General features: G+C 43.8%; 25 protein-coding genes. 11 read left to right on the forward strand and 14 right to left on the reverse strand.

Features of this window, described 5'->3' with window-relative positions; all coding sequences use genetic code 11:
- Positions 1-103 precede the first annotated feature (103 nt).
- The gene (locus J2Z65_RS02445; protein ID WP_167063945.1) at positions 104-1,573 is read left to right on the forward strand and encodes an aminotransferase class I/II-fold pyridoxal phosphate-dependent enzyme; all 1,470 of its coding nucleotides are present in this window, start codon (positions 104-106) and stop codon (positions 1,571-1,573) included.
- 85 nt (positions 1,574-1,658) lie between these two features.
- On the forward strand, positions 1,659-2,078 hold the full coding sequence (locus tag J2Z65_RS02450) for a DUF1885 family protein (protein WP_167063942.1): 420 nt from the start codon (positions 1,659-1,661) through the stop codon (positions 2,076-2,078).
- A gap of 138 nt (positions 2,079-2,216) precedes the next feature.
- Here the strand turns inward: J2Z65_RS02450 and J2Z65_RS35630 are convergent, their stop codons facing one another.
- The 3 genes from J2Z65_RS35630 to J2Z65_RS02465 all read right to left on the reverse strand — a co-directional run bounded on the left by J2Z65_RS35630 (position 2,217) and on the right by J2Z65_RS02465 (position 4,215).
- Complete coding sequence (locus J2Z65_RS35630; RefSeq protein ID WP_127452090.1) at positions 2,217-2,528, reverse strand: DUF1292 domain-containing protein; 312 nt, start codon at positions 2,526-2,528, stop codon at positions 2,217-2,219.
- 91 nt (positions 2,529-2,619) lie between these two features.
- A complete protein-coding gene (locus J2Z65_RS02460) occupies positions 2,620-3,240 on the reverse strand; it encodes a stalk domain-containing protein (protein ID WP_167063939.1) in 621 nt (206 codons plus the stop codon).
- A gap of 81 nt (positions 3,241-3,321) precedes the next feature.
- Entirely contained in the window at positions 3,322-4,215 is an 894-nt protein-coding gene (locus tag J2Z65_RS02465; protein WP_167063935.1) for an alpha/beta hydrolase, read from the reverse strand.
- Between the two features lie 153 nt (positions 4,216-4,368).
- Between J2Z65_RS02465 and J2Z65_RS02470 the strand changes: the two genes are divergently transcribed.
- On the forward strand, positions 4,369-5,121 hold the full coding sequence (locus tag J2Z65_RS02470; protein ID WP_167063932.1) for an MBL fold metallo-hydrolase: 753 nt from the start codon (positions 4,369-4,371) through the stop codon (positions 5,119-5,121).
- Positions 5,122-5,286: 165 nt separating this feature from the next.
- Positions 5,287-6,876 (forward strand): ATP-binding protein, encoded by a 1,590-nt coding sequence (locus J2Z65_RS02475; RefSeq protein WP_338111763.1) that lies wholly within the window; start codon positions 5,287-5,289, stop codon positions 6,874-6,876.
- Between the two features lie 18 nt (positions 6,877-6,894).
- Here the strand turns inward: J2Z65_RS02475 and J2Z65_RS02480 are convergent, their stop codons facing one another.
- Positions 6,895-7,332: a GNAT family N-acetyltransferase gene (locus tag J2Z65_RS02480; RefSeq protein ID WP_167063929.1), complete on the reverse strand. Its 438-nt coding sequence runs from the start codon at positions 7,330-7,332 to the stop codon at positions 6,895-6,897.
- Positions 7,333-7,404: 72 nt separating this feature from the next.
- Positions 7,405-7,866, reverse strand: coding sequence for a divergent PAP2 family protein (locus J2Z65_RS02485; protein ID WP_167063926.1), 462 nt, complete (start codon positions 7,864-7,866; stop codon positions 7,405-7,407).
- A gap of 157 nt (positions 7,867-8,023) precedes the next feature.
- Between J2Z65_RS02485 and J2Z65_RS02490 the strand changes: the two genes are divergently transcribed.
- A complete protein-coding gene (locus J2Z65_RS02490) occupies positions 8,024-8,455 on the forward strand; it encodes a CBS domain-containing protein (protein ID WP_167064364.1) in 432 nt (143 codons plus the stop codon).
- Here J2Z65_RS02490 and J2Z65_RS02495 read toward each other — a convergent pair.
- The 4 genes from J2Z65_RS02495 to J2Z65_RS02510 are packed head-to-tail and all read right to left on the reverse strand — an operon-like array spanning position 8,424 to position 11,066.
- A complete protein-coding gene (locus J2Z65_RS02495) occupies positions 8,424-9,635 on the reverse strand; it encodes an ArnT family glycosyltransferase (protein WP_167063923.1) in 1,212 nt (403 codons plus the stop codon). The two genes, J2Z65_RS02490 and J2Z65_RS02495, sit on opposite strands and share 32 nt — an antisense overlap.
- 28 nt (positions 9,636-9,663) lie before the next feature.
- Positions 9,664-10,020, reverse strand: a complete 357-nt coding sequence (locus J2Z65_RS02500; protein ID WP_167063919.1) for an EamA family transporter — start codon at positions 10,018-10,020, stop codon at positions 9,664-9,666.
- Positions 10,017-10,361, reverse strand: a complete 345-nt coding sequence (locus J2Z65_RS02505) for a DUF2304 domain-containing protein (protein WP_167063916.1) — start codon at positions 10,359-10,361, stop codon at positions 10,017-10,019. The genes J2Z65_RS02500 and J2Z65_RS02505 overlap by 4 nt, the downstream gene beginning before the upstream one ends.
- 6 nt (positions 10,362-10,367) lie before the next feature.
- On the reverse strand, positions 10,368-11,066 hold the full coding sequence (locus J2Z65_RS02510; RefSeq protein ID WP_167063913.1) for a glycosyltransferase family 2 protein: 699 nt from the start codon (positions 11,064-11,066) through the stop codon (positions 10,368-10,370).
- A 164-nt stretch (positions 11,067-11,230) separates the two neighbouring features.
- Here J2Z65_RS02510 and J2Z65_RS02515 point away from each other — a divergent pair, with 164 nt between their 5' ends.
- The 3 genes from J2Z65_RS02515 to J2Z65_RS02525 are packed head-to-tail and all read left to right on the forward strand — an operon-like array spanning position 11,231 to position 14,751.
- A complete protein-coding gene (locus tag J2Z65_RS02515) occupies positions 11,231-12,550 on the forward strand; it encodes a spore germination protein (RefSeq protein ID WP_244999131.1) in 1,320 nt (439 codons plus the stop codon).
- Between the two features lie 36 nt (positions 12,551-12,586).
- A complete protein-coding gene (locus J2Z65_RS02520) occupies positions 12,587-13,663 on the forward strand; it encodes a GerAB/ArcD/ProY family transporter (RefSeq protein WP_167063910.1) in 1,077 nt (358 codons plus the stop codon).
- Positions 13,660-14,751 (forward strand): Ger(x)C family spore germination protein, encoded by a 1,092-nt coding sequence (locus J2Z65_RS02525; RefSeq protein ID WP_167063907.1) that lies wholly within the window; start codon positions 13,660-13,662, stop codon positions 14,749-14,751. Before J2Z65_RS02520 ends, J2Z65_RS02525 begins: the two co-directional genes overlap by 4 nt.
- A 430-nt stretch (positions 14,752-15,181) precedes the next feature.
- Here J2Z65_RS02525 and J2Z65_RS02530 read toward each other — a convergent pair whose 3' ends face one another.
- The 4 genes from J2Z65_RS02530 to J2Z65_RS02545 form a co-directional block, all read right to left on the reverse strand.
- Positions 15,182-16,120: an aldo/keto reductase family protein gene (locus J2Z65_RS02530; RefSeq protein WP_167063904.1), complete on the reverse strand. Its 939-nt coding sequence runs from the start codon at positions 16,118-16,120 to the stop codon at positions 15,182-15,184.
- Between the two features lie 449 nt (positions 16,121-16,569).
- The gene (locus J2Z65_RS02535; protein WP_167063902.1) at positions 16,570-17,088 is read right to left on the reverse strand and encodes a hypothetical protein; all 519 of its coding nucleotides are present in this window, start codon (positions 17,086-17,088) and stop codon (positions 16,570-16,572) included.
- 22 nt (positions 17,089-17,110) lie between these two features.
- On the reverse strand, positions 17,111-17,659 hold the full coding sequence (locus tag J2Z65_RS02540) for a superoxide dismutase family protein (RefSeq protein WP_167063899.1): 549 nt from the start codon (positions 17,657-17,659) through the stop codon (positions 17,111-17,113).
- 261 nt (positions 17,660-17,920) lie between these two features.
- A complete protein-coding gene (locus tag J2Z65_RS02545) occupies positions 17,921-18,247 on the reverse strand; it encodes a hypothetical protein (protein ID WP_167063896.1) in 327 nt (108 codons plus the stop codon).
- Positions 18,248-18,540: 293 nt separating this feature from the next.
- Here J2Z65_RS02545 and J2Z65_RS02550 point away from each other — a divergent pair, with 293 nt between their 5' ends.
- The 3 genes from J2Z65_RS02550 to J2Z65_RS02560 all read left to right on the forward strand — a co-directional run bounded on the left by J2Z65_RS02550 (position 18,541) and on the right by J2Z65_RS02560 (position 19,540).
- The gene (locus J2Z65_RS02550) at positions 18,541-18,696 is read left to right on the forward strand and encodes a hypothetical protein (protein WP_167063893.1); all 156 of its coding nucleotides are present in this window, start codon (positions 18,541-18,543) and stop codon (positions 18,694-18,696) included.
- A gap of 145 nt (positions 18,697-18,841) precedes the next feature.
- The gene (locus J2Z65_RS02555; RefSeq protein ID WP_167063890.1) at positions 18,842-19,051 is read left to right on the forward strand and encodes an alpha/beta-type small acid-soluble spore protein; all 210 of its coding nucleotides are present in this window, start codon (positions 18,842-18,844) and stop codon (positions 19,049-19,051) included.
- 195 nt (positions 19,052-19,246) lie between these two features.
- Positions 19,247-19,540 carry a hypothetical protein gene (locus J2Z65_RS02560; RefSeq protein WP_167063887.1) on the forward strand — a complete coding sequence of 98 codons (294 nt, stop codon included), beginning with the start codon at positions 19,247-19,249 and terminating at the stop codon, positions 19,538-19,540.
- 79 nt (positions 19,541-19,619) lie between these two features.
- Here the strand turns inward: J2Z65_RS02560 and J2Z65_RS02565 are convergent, their stop codons facing one another.
- Positions 19,620-19,814, reverse strand: coding sequence for a hypothetical protein (locus J2Z65_RS02565; protein WP_029196081.1), 195 nt, complete (start codon positions 19,812-19,814; stop codon positions 19,620-19,622).
- Between the last annotated feature and the right edge of the window lie 310 nt (positions 19,815-20,124).

Below are 20,124 nucleotides of genomic sequence, written 5' to 3' on the forward strand. Positions count from 1 at the left end.
TTTTCAAAAAATTAGCTTGCATGAAATCTCTAGTTTGATATACTCATTTTGTTTGTTGCAACTTTCGACAAGCAATCTACGATAGAAGGGAAGCGATAATCAGGTGGATCATACCCGTACCCCCCTGTTCAATGCATTGCTCAAGCATGCTGAAAGAAATCCGATTCAGTTTCACATTCCTGGCCATAAAAAAGGAGTCGGCATGGACCCGGAGTTTCGTTCCTTTATTGGGGACAATGCCCTGTCCATCGACCTCATCAATATAGCACCGCTGGATGACCTCCATCAACCGATGGGTGTCATTGAGGAAGCCCAGAAGCTTGCTGCGGACGCCTATGGTGCCGATCATACGTTTTTCTCGGTACAAGGAACGAGCGGGGCCATCATGACGATGATTATGACGGTCTGTTCGGAAGGCGATAAAATTATCGTCCCGCGAAATGTACATAAATCGGTCTTGGCCGCCATTATTTTCGTAGGCGCGAAGCCGGTGTTTATCCAACCTGCACGCGACAAAAACTTGGGAATCGATCATGGTATTCCGACTCGTTCTGTTCGCAGAGCGCTCGAAAAGCATCCGGACGCCAAAGCCGTATTGGTCATTAACCCGACCTACTATGGCGTATGCACCAACCTGAAAGAAATCGTGGACCTGGTACACAGCTATAACATGCCGGTTCTTGTCGATGAGGCGCATGGCGTGCTCATTCATTTCCATGATAAACTGCCGATGTCTGCCATGGAAGCCGGCGCCGATATGGCTGCAACAAGCGTTCATAAGCTGGGTGGTTCCATGACGCAAAGTTCCGTTCTTAACGTGAAAGGAAATCGTGTAAATCCAAAGCGGATTCAAACGATTATTTCAATGCTTACGACGACTTCTACGTCCTACATTTTGCTAGCTTCACTGGATACCGCGCGCAGACACTTAGCCTTAAATGGATATGAAATGGCGGAACGCACAATTGCTCTCGCACAGTACACCAGAAAGCAAATCAATGAAATACCAAACCTCTACTGTTTTGGGGAAGAAATTTTAGGAGAAGAAGCCACTTTTACTTATGATCCGACCAAAATATGCGTGCACGTGCGCAAGCTTGGCATCACGGGCTTTGAAGTGGAGAATTGGCTGCGCGAGCACTATAATATTGAAGTCGAAATGAGCGACATGTACAACATCCTGTGCCTCATTACGCCAGGGGATACGCAAGAGAACATTGAGATTTTGCTCGAAGCTCTGCGTGAACTGTCCCATATGAATGATGATGTTGTCGAGGTGAAAGAGGTTGTAATTAAAGTCCCTGCCATTCCTCAATTAACGCTGACACCAAGGGATGCCTTCTATGGCGAGACAGAAATTTTGCCATTCAAAGATTCCGCTGACCGCATCATCGCCGAGTTCATCTACGTGTATCCGCCGGGAATTCCTATTCTGCTTCCGGGTGAAGTCATCACGCAAGAGCTCATTGATTACATTGTCGAGCATGTTGAGGTTGGACTTCCTGTCAAAGGGCCTGAGGACCGCAGCGTTCAAAATGTCAAAGTTATCGTCGAGACGCAAGCGATTTTCTAGGCACCTACCCTGCAGGTATATATTGTAAAACCGTTTACATGATGCTATGATGTTGGTGATGTTTAGCGAATGAGGTGAACAAGGAATGGCTCAAAGCGCTTATATTAAATTCGTAACAGGCTCCCTAGTACCCGCACTCACCTTGGATGAACTCAAGGAAAAGCTTTTGCATTACCGTGAACAGCTCAGTCTGACAGCCAAGCAGCTTGGCTGGGAATATGACGAGGCCGGATTCCCCTACACCATTGAGACGAAGCCGGAAGGCGAAGGAAAATGGTTCTATCTGAAAGGTATCAATCCCTTATACAAATATATCGTGATTGGTGTCGGCAGCGAGAAGAATCAAGAGGAAGATCGGCATTATGTCCAAGTCGTATTACCCGACGACGCCACACATGGCGACAAGAGCAAAGGCAACGAATTCTGCAAATACCTTGGCAAACTGCTGAAAGCTGAACTTCATCTATTCAACGGCAGAATCATGTACTTTAATCCTCGAAAATGAGATCTTACGCGAATGGGGCTGTCCTCGAGGTTTGTTGCAAACCTCGAGGACAGCCCCATTGTATACCTGGCATTAGTAAAGGGCTGCCCCTCTAGTAGATAAACTACTGAATGGGCAGCCCTTCCTTATGTATAGCTCTTATTCTTCGCCTTCTTGAGCTACGATCTCATTGTAAATGGTCACTACGCGCTCCCATTCTTCTTCATCCTCAATGTTGACTAGGAAAGCGTCGTCGCCATCTTCTTCAACACGGAAAATTACGCCGTCCGCTTCAGGATCATTGCGATCAAGCAATACTGCATACGCTTGCTCTTGAGATTGGAAGGTATAGACCATTACCATCTCATGCTCTTCACCGTTCTCGTCCGTTACGATAAAAACATCTTCCCCATGCTCGTGATCGTGGTCACAGTCCGGGCCGTGTACATGATCGTGCTTCTCATCGCTCACAGGCAGAACCTCATTTCGTCGAATAATTAGTTACGTAATTATCCTATCATTTTCAAATACAGAGGTCAAACCACTTTCTTCATAGCTTATCCTATTCCGATTGGATCTGCTTCTCAGAAACGACGGAATAATCACTGGCTCCATCCTGTTTCATCGCAAATTTCACGACATACGTTCCGGCTTCGTCAAAGGAAACACCGTACAAAGGCACTTTCAGCCAAAAGGCTTCTTTCGACTCCGTGATGGACTTCACAACGGGTGTAACCACGCTCTTGCCGCTTGGCGATACAATCGAAACTCTTACCGAATTAATGCTTGTTTTCAAATTGTCCACTTGTGCGAATACGATAAAGTCAGCTTGCTTGCCGCGCTCAACAACGCCGAACGGAACGATCGCGGAGTCCTTACGCACTTCAGTCGTAAAGAACAAGTGCACGTTCGGTTTGTATAAGTAGGCGGTCTTGTTGGCGTTATCCCATTTCACCAACGCTTGCAGCGCATCGCTTACAGCACGTAGAGGCAAGACAGTACTCCCATCGACGATAAGTGGCGGTACATCGGAATCACCGAACTCCGACGTAGTATCGTTGACGACCAGACGGGCAATGTTAAATCCCTTATAATCCCCCCATATCGACGAGGCCACCACTGCAGCCGTGCTTAGAACAAAAAACACCAGCATCAACGTGAATATCCGCTGAACTACTTTCATCTCAAATAACCTCCAGCTCTCGTTAGTAAACTTTATGTCTGCATCTTTATACTCCGAAGGCAAAGAAGAGTTGCGATGATTTTATAATTTTGATAAAAAAGCTAGAACGCGTTGGTTATATGCCTCTGGCTGCATTTGATAGGAACCGACATGCCCCGCTTTTTGTGTCACCCATAACTCAAAAGCGTCCGGATGCCGGCGCCACATTCCTTCACTATTGGACCATGGAATCGCGTCATCATCCTTGCTGTGAATAAATAGAATCGGCCTGGGATAAATATGATCGACTGCGGCAAGCGCATCCACATGCCGGGGGTTAATGCCGATCAACCGCGGTAAAATGCCCAGAATTAAGGGAGTGAACGGAAACCGCGGGAGCTTTGACCACACTGGCAAATTATCCCTTAAATAAGGACTCAGTTGACTGAAAGCACTGTCCGTAATAACTCCCAATACAGAGGATTCTTCAGCTGCCGCTAATAATGACGTGCTGCCCCCCATCGAAAAGCCAACTAAACAAATTTTACTTCGCACATGCTCCTGCACCCAACTGATTGCACCAAGAATGTCTTGCTTCTCCAAATAGCCGACGGTTGTCAAATGCCCTTCCGAGTTGCCGGAATTGCGAAAATCAAACATGAGCACATGGTAGCCCTCATCTACGATTGATTTCGCTAACGCAAGCGCCGGAAGCCCCTTTTCCAATCGGGTTCCGGCATATCCATGAGACATAATAACCGTCATCGCTTGCTCGCCAATACCCGCAGAAGGCGATTTAAAAAACCATCCATCCAACACAACATCCTTCGTATGGCTTGGAAATGTAATATCCTGCTTATGTAAGCCATATTGTTCAGGGGACTCGTCGACGAGCTTGCGTTTCGGATGGGTTAACTGCCAGCCTACATAGGTAGATATGCCCACCAGAATCAAGCCGATCAGCACGATCAGCGCTCCAACTATGAACCAGATCATAGAAAATATCATCACCTTTAATAAAAATGAACGAACTTAAATAGCATCAATCACTGCGTATTTACAAGGAATCCATATAAAGGTTGAAATCGTGCAACCTCCCATGCTACATTAGAAAAAGATGGTTTTTTGTCGAAAAATGGGGGCAGCTGAATGAGTTTGCAAATTCAAATGTTGGGAACCGGCAGTGCATTTGCCAAAACATTTTATAATACAAGTGCATTAATCCGTTCAAATGGAATGAATGTACTCATCGACTGCGGTGCAACAACGCCTAAATCGCTTTACGACATTCAGATGCAGCCAGACCAAATCGATGGCATTATCATCACCCATATTCATGCCGATCACGTAGGCGGCTTAGAAGAAATGGCCTTTCGCTTATTATATGAAAGCAATCAGAAGAAAACAAAACTTTTCCTTACGATGGCCATTGCAGACATCCTGTGGGAAAACACGCTGAAGGGCGGCATGTATAACCCGGAAGAAGGTTATCATTCCCTCGAAGATTACTTTGATGTAAACTTGATTGAGGAACAAGTTCCTATTGAAATAGGTCCGGGACTGACGATAGAATTTTTACCCACACTTCATATTCACCTCAAACCCAACTACTCGCTGTTCATCAACGATCGAATTTTCTATAGTGCTGATATCCGCTTTAGTAAGGATCTGCTTCTTCATGAAGTCGTAGGCATAAGAAACTGTCATACGATCTTTCACGATTGCCAATTAAGCGGTCAAGGCTTCATCCACGCTACGCTCGATGAATTGCTGACGTTACCTGAGCATATTCAGCAGCGGATCTACCTCATGCACTATGCTGATAATATGAGTGACTTCATCGGTAAAACCGGCAGCATGAAATTCATCTTTCAACACGAAGTCATTGAATTTCCATCATAATTATGACGTAAAGAACCAGAGAGATTCATTCTCCCTAAGGTTCTTTTTTCGCGAAAATCCGTGTTTATTTCCTATTCTTTTTGCCGGTTAGCAGGATTTGGTTAACAGACAGAGAACAAGTCAAGTGTATATATTTGGACATCGTTACTTGCAGGAGATGATACAGTGGTTATCAATTGGATTCTTTATGCTTATGCGTTTGTTTATTTGTTATATACGACCATACTGAAAACTTCGCTTAACATTCCCTTACAAATCCTACTCGTTATCCTGTTATTGATAAGCCTGCGGATTCAGTCGAAACATGCTGCATTGCCCTGGCTTCGCTTACTGATCATTGGTCTCATGCATTTCTGCGGTCATATAAGCCTTCTTCTCCCTCTTTACATACTAACGCTATTTCATGATATTTATTCAGAAGAAAATCGCAAAAAATCATGGATTCTCACTGCATCCTATGGACTTATTTTTTTAAGCAATGTGTACCTCATCAAAGGCATTTATGATTTGCTTTGGATCTACGTGATTGAATGCTTAATGCATTTCACAACGGTTGCCTTACTTACTAATGCGAATTATACCACTCTTGGACAAGCAGCCCGATTAAACAAGGAACGAGATCTATGCTCGCAGCAGGATTCGCTAACAGGGCTTTACAATTATGAAGAATCCCATCGCAGACTCGATCAGCTCATTCGCCAGAAACAGGGTTTGGTGCTGATCCTAATTGATTGCACCGATTTGAAAGCAATGAATACAACCCGAGGATTTCAAGCTGGTAATTTTATTCTGAAGCAGATGGCAGAACTCCTGCAAATTTTGTTCAAGGATGCGCTCTTTATCGCAAGGTATGGCGGGGATGAATTTGCCGTGGTTATGCCGCTTGTCACAGACCCTTCATCAACCACGTCCTTAAAGCTGAAGTTGGATTCTGAGCTCCCTAAGCTGACAGGCATACAAATCACATATGGGATTGCTTCCTACCCGCTTGATGGCTTGACGAAAGATGATCTTATCTTATTGGCTGAACATAACTTATTTACAAAGAAACGCGAATCGTGGCTCAAACGAGAAGAGCATATGTTGAGGTCCGATAAGCTCAGGGTCATCGGTGAGTTGGCCTCCGGAATGGCTCACGAAATTCGCAACCCTCTGACAACCGTCAAAGGATTTTTACAAATTTCAAAAGCAAACGGTTACAACATTGAACAGTGGTACAGCTTGATTATGGAGGAAATTGACAGGATGAGTGATTTAACCGCTGAGTTCCTCCAATTTTCCAAACCGCATAGCATCGATTTCCGGGTCCATTCGCTCCATGAGTGCATGCTCAAAGTCATTGCCTTGATGGAATCGGAAGCAACGCGTTGTGGCCATCAAATTTATTATAAAGAGTCCATGGATGCTGTCCTCATCTTGATGGATCAGGATAAAATCATTCAATTACTGCTGAACATCGTGAAAAATGCGTGCGAGGCCATGCAAGAAAACGGTGTTGTACATATGCAATTAACGTGCGATGAGAAACAAGTGACTGTGATTATCGCGGATAATGGGCCCGGGATTCCGAGTGAGCAATTGGAAAAAATCTTTCATCCATTCTTCACAACCAAAGCAGCCGGCACAGGACTTGGTTTATCCATTTGCTACAAAATAGTGCAAGATCACCAAGGAACGCTGGAGGTTGAGAGTGAGCTCGGAACAGGCACACGATTCATCATCACCTTCCCATTAGCCTATGAGCAATCAGCATAAGCAAAAAAGCCGCTGTACTTACAGCGGCTTTTTCATTCTTACGTGCAAAATGCCAGCATCATAAAATGGTTCTGTGGAGATGACTTGATATCCCAATTGATTATAAAAGCCTTCTGCTTGACACTGCGCATCCAGTATGGAAGACGTACAGTTCTCTTCGCGGGCCTGCTGCTCCATAGCCAGAATAATTTGTTTGCCAAGGGATTTGCCTCTATATTCTTTCAAAACAGCTACACGCTGCATTTTGGCGGTTTGGGGCTGATACTCATACCACCGGGCTGCAGCTACAGGTTGCTCTCCATCTACAATCAAAAAATGGTGGCAAGTTTCCGGTGATTCATCCTTCTCATCCATTTCCAAATGTTCAGGCACTTGCTGCTCGTCCACGAAAACTTTAAAACGAACCTTAAAACATTCTTGCAGTTGATCTTGTGTAGTAACGCGAATGATTTCCATGTGGACTTTCTCCCTTCAATGAACATTCCTTGATCTTATCGCATTCAAGAAAAGTTGTCCACATGTCCTAACCTACCTCTTTTTCTCCAACATATAGCTGAAAGCGCCGATAGCTACTCCCAGAATCGCTCCTCCCAGAACTTCTCTCGGCAAATGCCCCAGCCTTTCCTTTAACGCTTTCCGCCTGCGAGCATGGTACAATCCCGGTTGCTGCTTAGCCAAACGCTCAACCTGCTCATCAAGGTCGTTCACTTCGACTGCAATTTCTCCCGCTGCGCGGCGAATTCCCATCGCGTCGTACATAACAACGGCCCCGAAAACAGAGGTTACGGCAAAATCAATCGCTGAAATTCCTCGTTTCATGGCAATATAGGTAGCAAGCGCAGATACTCCTGAAGAATGCGAACTTGGCATTCCCCCGGTCTGAATCATTTGCGACCAATCCCACTTCTTGGATGAGATATAAGCTAGAGGAATTTTCATCGCCTGCGCAGTTCCAATTCCTATCATTGCAGTTACTAGAGCTCGATTCATTACCTTCACCTCACTTGTAGCATCCATCACAGGTTTAGATTCTATTCGTAAATTTTGATACAATAGGAGTGTTGGTTTACGATGACTGTTTCCTACGGAAACACTGCTTATACAAACGAATAAGTTTCCTAACGGAAAACTCTAAGGAGTGTGAATGATGAATATCGCTTTTTTCCTATTGCCGAAATCCGAGGTTATTACTACAACATTACAAACGACGCTTCGTCAAACACTTGAACGCATGGAATATCACCGCTATACAGCGGTACCGATTCTATCTGATGATGGTCTTTATGTAGGTACCGTTACCGAAGGCGATTTATTATGGTTTTTGAAAAACTCAGACGGAATTACGTTTGAAAATGCCCATCGTCATTTGTTATCCGAGGTTCCACTGCGTGTACAAAATAAGCCTGTTCATATTCATGCTGACATGGTGGATCTCATTGATTTAGCGAAAGTGCAAAACTTTGTGCCGATTGTGGACGATTCCGATAAGTTCATCGGCATTGTTCGAAGAAGCGAAATCATTGAATATTGCGCGAAGCAAGTCGTGTTTAAATCCCCCTCCGCAGCAGCCGAGAGGTAGTTACGGCATTTCGGATCATATAGAGCACTTGCGTAATCAAGTGTGCACTCGCCAACATAAGAAATGGAAGCATGGCATACACATAGCGATCTACCGGAATGAACACCATATGAATACCCAAGAATAAGAGGAAAGCTGTAGTAAGGTACCGAATGGCCAGACTTTGAAAGCTGAATGCAACCATGACAAAGCTGCCTGCGGCGATTAAAAAGGTGTGAAGATGGCTTAGCATCGTCATATACCAGGCAGGCACGGAAAACGGGTAAGGACCGACCCATATCGTTTTAAAAAACACGAACAATTTTCCAACCGTCATCCATTTTATCCATAGTACCGGCTCTGTACTCAGTCCTTCTTTGATTCGTTTCATTCCTTCTGAGAATTGATGATTCTTATCAATATGGTCCCAATCGATGGTATTTTGGAAGTAAGGGTCCGTTCCTCCCAGGAACGGATTACCCGCTTCCCCTTTGGCGATGAAAATAAGTTCATGAAACGTCACCCAGTTACGAATCCACCACGGCATCATCACACAAGCAAAAGTGGCAGCAGCAAGACAAGCATAGGATGTGTCGAATTTCTTCGACTTTGCCCAAAGAAACAGATAAGGTACGATTCCAAGCGGAAGCACATTCGGACGGATCAATACACAGATGCCCAGCAGCAGCCCCATCCATAAATGATCCTTCCGCTTGTTATCTTGAATCATACGAACCTGTACATACAGTAAACCTGTGAAAGCTGTTAGGAATGGAACTTCCGTCAAGATCAAAGAAGTCGACCATACATAAGAGGGATACACCGCGGCAAAACCGCTGGCGATAAGTCCCGTAAACGGATGAAACAGCCTTTTTCCTATCAAATAAAGAAATCCTATAGCTCCCAGTGCAATAAAACAGTTCAAGATTCTCACAACCATTAAGGCAGATTCCAGCGATTCATGGCCAGTAAGCTTAAAAACTGCTGCCAGAAGCAGCGGAAAACCGGGTGTAACCAGAGAATTGGGCACAGTGTCCCGGTAGGCAAAAATACCTTTTTCCAATAACTGAATGGCTGTCTTCGTATACTCCAACTGATCCCACTCCAAAGGCGGATATTCCGCTTCAAGCACATAGTGAAGGCGTAAATATAAGGCTGCTGCCATAATTAGAAATAGTGCAAGCCGAATGCCGGATTTCATATCCAACTTCCTCCCTTCTTTCCACTTCCTACTTGGCTAACAGAAAGGCCCCTCCAACCAAAAAGAGCAGTCCTATCCATTGCGAGGACGAGAACGTTTCCTTAAATACCAACCAGCCGAACAACGCTCCAAAGACGTATGCGATAGACTGCAGCGGATATACCCGACTGAGGTCGAATTTGCTAAGTGCATAAAACCAGATTAACGTTGCTGCCGCGTACAATAAACATCCTGCCAAAATATAGGGTTGCAGCAAAACAGCCCCTAAATTATGTATCCCCGTTAATGGCATTCGGTTAAGAGCAATTTTCCATACGATCTGACCGCAGACCAGTAAAATAACATTGAGGAAAACAACGAAAAGCGGCGCCTGCAACAGCATCATTTGGAATCGCCTCCGTGTAACTGCTCCTGCAGAAGGGCCACCTCTTGTACGAGTCGGGTTAATTTGCGGTGGAGCTTGGAGATAACGAGCGTCAAATGCATAATAAACGCAAGTGAAAATAACAACCCTACCAGAAACAATAAGGATGGCGCGTAATGAATATGCAGGTTGTACGATAATTGATCCAGCAAGCTAGGGAACAAACTGAACAAGGCCATGATAAAGCCAAGGATGAGCCAGAGAATAGCGTACTGTTCCTGCAGCTTCTGCCTGCGAATCAGCTCCACAGAAATAAAAATAAACACTAAACAAAAGGATATCGCCAATAAGTAGACATTCATCTTCGATCAACTCACATTACGGATTCTTGTAATACATATGGCTAAGGATACTTTAATCATATAGTAAAGAGATTTCACGGGCGTAATGGACGAGCGTCCAGCCTGTCTCGCATGCATAACCACCGAGACTTCTTTCACTCTGAATCGCTGTTTTTCCAACAATACGATAGCTTCTACCTCTGGATAGTCCTCTGGATATTCATTAGCGAAGAGCTCAATGACTTGCCGGTTCACCGCGCGAAATCCGGAAGTCGGGTCTGTAAAGGTTTTACCGGTCATCCAGCCAATCATCCAAGTGAAAAATAATATCCCTGCTCTTCGATTCCATGCAGATCTATAACTGGTTCTCACCAAGAAACGAGAGCCGATGCAGCAATCTGCCCGCCCTTCTGTTATGGGCTCCAAGATGTGCGACAAAGCCTGCGGATCATGCTGTCCGTCTGCGTCAATCTGAACGGCAATGTCATATCCATGCCTTGCTGCATATAGATACCCCGTTTGCATAGCCCCTCCTATGCCAAGGTTGACGGGCAAATCAATCACCGTTGCTTGCTTTGTCAATCGTGCTACCTGTGAAGTATAATCCGTGGATCCATCATTAATGATCACAATATCCATCTCAGGCTGTGCACATTTGATAGCAGCCACTACATGCGCAATACTTTTCTCTTCGTTATATGCCGGAACGATGGCAAGCAGCTTCATTGTATTTGTTCCTTCCCCTTTATAAGGTTAGACCGATCAGCCAATCTATTTCCAAGCATACCCTCATCGACATGGAAATAAACCAGTTCCATCAGCGCATGGATAGGGTTTCGCATCAGGAGACAGACTAAGAGGAAAACTTTGCTTGGAAAGGAAGGATATCCTTGGATCCATTTAGCCAGAACAAACAATGGCTGTTAGATAAACTAGGCCCTTCCGACGATCTGGAGCATCGCACGATACAATCCAATCATTTAAAGGCCGAGCTTTTATTTATAACGAATATATGTGACAGCAGTTTGATCCGGGACGGGATCATTCAGCCATTTTTCCAAATGCAGCATGAAGCTGAATATGAAAATTATTTACTCTCTTTTCCGGGCTGTAACCGCCCCGCTTCTAATGTTGACACCTTAGGCAAAATTACGGCTGGTCATGTCGCCATTCTGCTGCAGGATCGCATTCTGCTCTTCAATGCCGCGCAAATTAAAGCCGCTGCTTTAAGCGACGCACAAGTAGAAGCAACAATTCAAGGGCCGCAAACAGCCTTTAGCGAGCATATTGACACGAATATCAACTTAATCCGTTTCCGTTATCAAAATAACTCCTTACGCGTGGAGTGCAGCGAAATTGGCCGTCTATCCAAATCCAGGCTCTGTATCATGTATGACGACTTGCAAGTCGATCATAGCGTACTTGATCGGGTAAGACGCACTATCGATGAGATTAAAGTCGACACTTTACAATCTGCCAATGAGCTCCATCAACTGCTGACCAAGCAAAAGTTTTCAATCTTTCCCATCTTCATGACGACCGAACGCCCTGACAGAACGATTCTTAACCTATCGCAAGGCAAGGTTATTTTAATGCTCGAAGGCACGCCGTTTGTTCTGATTCTGCCCGTTGTTTTTTATGATTTCTATTCTGCAATGGATGATAATTATCAACTTTCGTTAGTTAGTTATTTTTTGCTGCTCCTGCGGTACATTGCCTTATTTTTAAGCTTGATTTTACCTGCCGCCTATGTCGCTCTTACGGCCTATAATCCGGAAATATTCCGGGTTCAAGTTTCGCTGTCCATTGCTGGCAGCCGCGCATCTGTCCCCTATCCGGCTTATGTAGAAGTACTGCTTATGCTGATCCTAATGGAACTCCTACTGGAAGCAAGCATACGTTTGCCCAAATCCGTAGGCTCTACCGCAACTACCGTTGGCGGTTTAATTCTGGGTCAAGCGGCGACATCCGCAGGCTTGATTAGTAACATCATGATTATTATCGTATCGACTGTTGCGATCTCCAATTTTGTTGTACCTGTTAATTCCATGAGCTTCGCCATGAGAATTATGAAATATCCCCTCATTCTGCTTGCATCCATGCTAGGCATTACCGGCGTCGTGCTAGGACTAATTGGAATGATTGCCTATCTAACGAACTTAAGAAGCTTTGGCGTTCCCTATTTCCGCCTTTTTTTCTATCGAAAATAAGTCCAAGCTATACCTATGCGGGGGGTGAGTGCACCGATGGTCCGTTATTTTTATTATTTGGTATTTATCAATATGCTGGCGAACATCGTCCTCTTCGTGCCCCGCATTTTTATCACCCACAGGTTTGAAGGAAGTATGATGGCGCTGGTCTTATCCATCCCGATCGGGTTCATGCTCCTATACTTTTTCGTCAAATCGATTACCAAGTTCCCAGGTCAAGGATTCCCGGAAATATTAAAAAAACACACCCCGGGATGGGTGCGTATTTGCTTTTTGATTTATTTTATTGTTATTTGGTACTTGGCCGGCATGATTACACTAATTGCTTTTAGCGAAATTACGAAGAAATATATTAATCCTGATATTTCTTCCATGTTCATCGTTCTTGCTTTTGTCATTGTCGTAGGGTTGATTGCTCGCTTAAGCTCTGAAACCGTTCTTTACAGTATGGAGATATTGCTTATCACCAATGTACCTGTCATTGCATGGGTCCTCTACAAAGCAATCACTAATGAATCCATGCAATATGATGCTTGTATGGAGATAGCTACTCATATTCTGAATATGCCAACATGGGACACCCTCTCGGCTGGCACTTATATTTTCACCGGATATACGAATTTAGTTATTTTCAATCGACTCCTTCAACCTAACAAAAAGATTCCTTTCCTATGGACAATCCCGATCGTAGGAACTTTTGTCCTGCTTACCAGTTTTTTGATCCCTGTGGGATACCATGGGACAATGGCAGTTAACAGCTACATTTACCCTTGGATCTCAACCTCGGATTCTATGCGAGTAGAATTCGGTTTAGTCGAGAGGGTATTGTTTATTTTCATGCTGCTGTACACCAATATTAGCCTTGCTGGTTCTTTTCTTCATTGGCATGTAGGGATTGAATTTGTTAAAGAGCTAATCCCTATTCAAAAAGATAAGCCTTATTTCTCTTGGGTCATAGTTGGCCTTATGGGGGGTATCACATTTCTACTCAGTTTCTTTTTCAACGATGATTCATTATTCGATTTCGGCACTGCCTATTTAAATGTTAGATTATTTTCTGAAATTGCATTAGTCTTAACCATCGTTATTCTTGCCAGGAGGAAAACTATGTGAAAAAACTGTTTTTCATTCTGCTCCTCTTATACCTGTGCAGCGGGTGCGGCTTCAAAGATATTGATAAACGATTTTTCGTTGTTTCCATTGGCATTGATAAATCTGAAAAAAAAGATATGAAATATCGAGTCTCCCTCAAATTAGCCGTTCCTGGAAATAGTCTCGATTTAGGCACTGCCCAATACGAAATAATCACACAGGATGCCAACTCCATTACCGAAGGCGTTCGATTACTGAAGTCTAAAGTCGATAAAGAGATTGATTTCGGTCATGCGAAAATCATTATCTTCGGCCAGTCGTTTCTGAAGGATAATGGCATTAATGCGACAGACTGGTTCAATCGCCGCAGAGATATTCAACTCGTAGCTTGGGTGGCCGTCGGCCAGCCAACAGCAGAAGCCGTCCTAGGAACCAAAATTCCCCACGAGAGGCTTCCTGGCAACTCCTTGCTGCTCAGCTTCGGGAAAACGGGCGTAGAATCCGGTTATGTAATATCGGAGTACTTATTCAACTTCTTCCGCAAAAAAAAAGAATTAGGACTCGATCCCATTCTCCCCGTTGTGGAATCGGCAAACAACCATTTCACCATCAACACAGCCATCGTTTTTGATAAGGAACGAGCAAAACTCACATTAAGTTCCAATGAAACTCGGCTTTTTAATATCATAAAAGCGAGTATCAACAAAGTGGAAATCGAAGCACCTTTCCAGGAATCAAAGTTTTTCGTATCCGTGGATAATATTCGTTCGTCTTACCGTGTTCGCGTCCCCTCTAGTGGTCACCCTTATGTAGACATGCACATCAAGATGAGTGGGGTTATTGAAGAATCAGCACTAGGTATACTGGATCCCAATCAGTTAACTGTTTACGAGAAAGCCGTTACGCAATCCGTTCAAGAAAAAATAGTGCGGCTTCTGAAAAAATTCCAAGACAACCGTCTGGATCCGCTAGGCTTCGGATTGGACTATCGAGCGCATCACTTCGGTACGATAAAAGAGGAATGGCAGACGTGGCAATCACTTTATCCAGAATTAGAGTTTCGAGTTCGGGTGGAAATGAAGCTCGAAGGGGTGGGCGTAATCAAGTAATGATCGATTTTACCGTCACCTTCCACTATATTTGCATTGGTTTGGTCAGACAGCCATCTTTGCAATTGATCAGGCTGTATGCCAAGCTGATTCGTTAGATGATGAATATCGATTTCTTTCATGCCACCTACACCTCATCTATGGTTTGTCTCTTTGGGTTTAACTCTCTTTTACTTTATCGGTCAATCTCTTTTATGTAAATAAGTGCATATTGTCGAATCGCCTAAAAAATCAATAAAACGTTGAAGTCTAAAAACGGAACATTACGTTTAAATTTATAAATCATGTTGGATGACAAGAATTTGTTCCGATATTCGACTCCCAAATTGAGCAATCTATGGGGAAAAGCATGAAAATCAAAAAGCCGGCCATCTTGACCGGCTTCAAGTTCCTTTCGCTTTTACCGAAGAAAGAATTATATAAGTTGCTTTTACGCCAATATGGATTCGATTTTATTAATTACATCCGATGAGAGCTCGATACCAGATGCCTTCGCATTTTCTACTACCTGCTCTGGACGGCTTGCACCCACGAGCGCACTCGCAACGTTGCGCTGCCTCAAGGTCCAAGCTAATGCTAGTTGAGCTACGGAGATCCCCAGTTCCTTTGCGATTCCGTTGAGCTGTTCGACATTGGCTATTTTTTCCTCAGTGATACCCTTTCTCATATTCTCTAGCTTGGCGGCACGACTATCGGCAGGAATATCGGAGATCGAAGTGTACTTCCCGCTGAGAAGACCTTGAGCGAGTGGTGAGAATACGACTTGGCCGATGCCTTTGTCTTCGCCGAGTGGGATCACTTCTTTTTCAATATATCGGTTGAACATGTTATAAACCGGTTGGTTGACTACGATGCGATCAAGTAAATATTTATCAGCCACTGCAAGCGCTTCTGCCATTTGTACAGCAGTCCATTCGCTTACTCCAGCATACAAAATTTTGCCTTGTCTCACCAAATCATCGATGGTGCGAAGCGTTTCTTCTACAGGAGTTTCAGGATCGAAACGGTGGCAGTAATAAATATCCACATAATCCGTACTCAAACGTTTAAGACTGGCATGTAATTGTTCGTAAACATGCTTCCGAGACAATCCACGGTCATTGGGACCATCACCCATTGGCCAAAACACTTTGGTCGCAAGTACATAGGAATCGCGGGAGTAACTGCTGAGAGCTTCTCCTACCACTTTCTCAGCTTCTCCGCGTTCATACACGTTAGCCGTATCGAAAAAATTGATACCGAGGTCGTATGCCTTATGAATCGAATCCACCGCATTTTTCTTTTCGACGTAGCCGCCATATGTAAGCCAACTGCCTAAGCTTATCTCACTGACCTTAAGACCCGATTTGCCTAATTTCCGGTACTTCATGTGCCTCATTCCCTCCATTTGGTTATACGAGCTTGACTATCTAATCATAGAATACTCAGCATTCTTTTAGAAGTACTGAAATTATTTTCACATACTTAACGACAGTATAGTAAGTAAACTCATTCATCTACTAGTACTTATGCTCGCTTCCCGTTACTATACCCTTCTCGTCTTTACCGTTGCCCAATGGAACGTTCTTCAAAAGGGAATTTGAGGTTGAGGTCGCGCACAAAAACGGGAATCGGTATATATTCTTGGCCTGAGTCGGCAATCGGTACATTTTGTTGTCACTTACTTTTGACAAGAATATGATCTGATAAAATAAAAAAGCCGCGGTATACGCGGATCGTTATCGGACTATATTCTTGACACTCAACGAATTTCGACTAAAAAAAGAAAAAAGAGCGGCAGTTAGCAGCCCTTTTTCTTCGATATGGTGACATTTCCTATTATTGAAGCTGTCCATTTGACGAGGCCTTGGAGGATACGAATTCACTAGCCCAGTCGACCATTCCGTTCATTAACGTCAATATCAGATTCACGGCATCCTTCTCTGTCAATGTGCCATTATTCGTTTGGCTGCTAACATATTGAGAAGTTTTCTGTTCAAGCTTTTCTACCAAATCCTTAATTTTCAAAAGTTCATTAGCTAGGTCAGAAACTTGCTGGCCATTGCCGCCGTTTTGACCAGCCTGCTGACCTTGATTTTGACCCTGATTTTGTCCTTGACCCAGATCTTGCCCCTGCCCCTGACCTTGTGCTTGACTTTGATCTTGATCTTGTCCCTGAGCTTGTTGTTGGCCGGAGTCAGAAGCTTGCTGCTGCTGATATTGTCCTCCTTGTGAACCTTGCGAACCTTGGGAGCCGCCTAACAACATTTTCTTTACTTGCTCGAGCTCGATAAGCACCAAATCGTTTTGTTTGGTGAGTTCATCCATTTGAAGCTTGAGATCTTGTGTTTTGATCATGATGTCAAGATTGCTCCTTCCTTTATTTCACGGAACCGCAGGCGATCCGTTTACCTGAATTACCGGATGGATCCGTCTTCAGATCATCTGCTTTCTCATGAATGACCAGAGAGGTCCCCCCTGGTTTAATCAACGAATTCGGCTTGTCAGGAAGCAGCACAACAGATTTGCTGACGGTACTCAAACGACCATTCCCCTGTTCATCTACGATGAGATTGGGAAGATCCCCGGAATGAAAACCCTTGGGATTGAGAAATCCATGCTCTTTATGGGTCGGATTTAAGTGTGCACCTGCCGAGTCAAAGGTCGGCGCATCGCAGGCAGATTTCTCGTGAATATGAAACCCATGGGCACCCGGCGTCAAGCCGCTCACTTGAAGATCGATTTGTACCCCTTCTTGAACAGTTGCTAATTGAGCCGTCCCGATGGGTTGTCCACTGGTTCCAATTAATGTAACTTGTAGGGGGGGCGGTGAAGCAGTTTCTGCTGTCGCTGAGCTTTTGACGCTTTGGCAGCCTGTCAGGACGAGTAACCCCAAACTTACAGTCACAACATTTTTGAGTGATTTCATTTCATGTTATCCTCCCGAAAACTTAGCGTTTTACATAATCTAACCTTAGGATGCTCAACTGACTTCTGCTGTAACCGTATTAAAAGAATAAAATTTTCATATTGCGTTCGGAAATAAGGATAAACGACTTCGTCGTCCCAATGGGACGATCGCGTTTGTCAAGATTGATGCGAAGCTAAAGTATAAAACTTATACTTTCTTATCAAAATAGCAAAAAGCCCGCAATCTTCCGATTGCAGGCTCTTTATCGTTTCATCGTACTTACAAAATGGTCATCAATTTGGCAATAATTTGGAGATTCTCAAGCTTTCGCTTGTAAAAATGAAACTCTACCTTCGCATGCTCGACAGCATCTTCCATTCGTAACACTTGCTGCTGCAATTCTTTCGTGTAGGGCCAGATTTCTGCCTGGCGCTGCTGCTCATTTTTCCCCGTAACCAAGCCATCACCAATAACTTCGCATTCCTTCGCCAAAAGTTGATGCTTGGCCCAGCTCAGTTCGGATACCGCATCCACATAGATTGCTTCTGCTTGTTTGAGCAGTTCGGGCACTAATTGTAATTCCAAAATAACATCCGACCGATTCATTCGGAATCCTCCTAATAGTTTTCGTAAGAAAACTAACTTCGTAAGCATTTGCTCAACTTTGCTGCTTCGCCTCATGTATATTCATATAAAAATAAAACATGCTTATCAGCGAAAACCGGCGACAATACGTCATTTTCACATAAATAACGACCTTTACTGCCATATGATTTCAACAAGGTTTGACAATTTAATTAAGGTTGCATTAAATATACTGAAAACGCTTACCACACCCTTGAATGGCCTGATAGAAGCAGATAGAATGATACTATACGTATCAGAGGAGGTGACAAAGTATGAGCCAAGAGGAAGAAGTAGTATCCCAAAATGAAGAAGAAATCGCCGAAGAGTCCACCGAAGAAGCGGTGAACGAAGAGGCGGTTGAAGAAGTTGTCGAAGCTAGCCAAGAAGCTGCTGCGGCTGAAGAAAGCGTGGAATCCGAAGAGGAATAATTGGTCCTTTTACTTAAAATATATGTCCCCCTCAACCAACCGGTTGGGGGTTTATTGATTTTATAGATTTTTTTATTTTTTTGTGCATAAATTTTCTGAACATTCAAATAATACTGGTGTACCATAAAAAAGGAGATGATTTTGAATGGCTAGAAACAACACTTTAGTCGTACAACAAGCAAAAGCAGCATTGGATCAACTGAAGTTTGAAGTCGCTCAGGAAATTGGCGTCCCTCTCTCCCCTACTGGCTACAACGGTAATTTGGCAACACGTGATGCTGGCGCTATCGGTGGAAATATCACGAAGCGTTTGGTGCAAATCGCTGAGCAGCAACTATCCAGCTTCAAACGTTAATCCTTTGATGTAGGAGCAGGCTCACAAAGACTGATTCACTCGATCCTCCTTAGAGTGACATTCAGTCTTTTCTTTTTTCTTTGAAATCGTCCTATATTCCTTCGATATCCTCACCAGTTTTAGTTCACATATTTTAATCAGACTACCTCTTTAGTATGATTGCTATATCCCTTATCCGCTAAAGGAGTGGTAACCATGACTGAACAACAATATGAAATTTTTCGTGATCCGTACCGCATGCTCATTCTCTTGGCTACATTAGTCAGTGAACAAAAAGGTGAAAAAACGCTTCAGTTTGACAACGTACCTTATTTCGAAAACGATACGTTCCTCATCCAGCATGGCAAATTTATTTACAAAAAAGCTCAAACCGAAATCACCTGGTTCCAATTTCTCGGAAGAGACATCGCCTGCAACAAAGACTATACCCGCGAGGAGTATAACAAAATGTTCGTGGATTGCCTCGCTTCCCTGTACAACCTCACTTAGTACATACGTCAGGCTACCGTAATTAACAAAAGCGCTGTTTAGCGGAAAAATCCGTCTAGACAGCGCTTTTTACTTAGCGTTATTTCTTTTTCACTTCTTCTACAAATACATCACTTGCATCACGATTACTTCCTAGCTCAAGAATTGTATACTTCTTTTCACCAATCATAATCACATCTTCCACTTCGGGAAGCGGATCCCCTAAATATACGGTTCCTAGATAAACATTACTGCTCTTCAAACGCAAATTCCATCGATGCTGCTGCTTCGTCATTCCTGTTCCTCCCAAACTCTAATGACACCAAGTTACCATAAATCCAGCTAATATGAAAGTCCTATATCAAACCGCTATGTTTTTTGATATATTAATGACATGATCGCTCAGAAAGGTTGACAATTCCAATGACAACACAAGGCTTAACAGAAGATGAGCTTTCCATCTTGCTCGGTAAAGGAACTGGATCGGCATTGCAAGTTTCACCGAATGACCTTTCCTTTATGCCAAGGTCCAAAAAGAAACGCAAATCTTACCACATTTTCATGAGGCTATTACGACTATGGCGTCACTAGCATTCATAACATGT

It is taken from the genome of Paenibacillus aceris (genome assembly GCF_017874035.1).
Taxonomy (GTDB): Bacteria; Bacillota; Bacilli; order Paenibacillales; family NBRC-103111; genus Paenibacillus_E; species Paenibacillus_E aceris.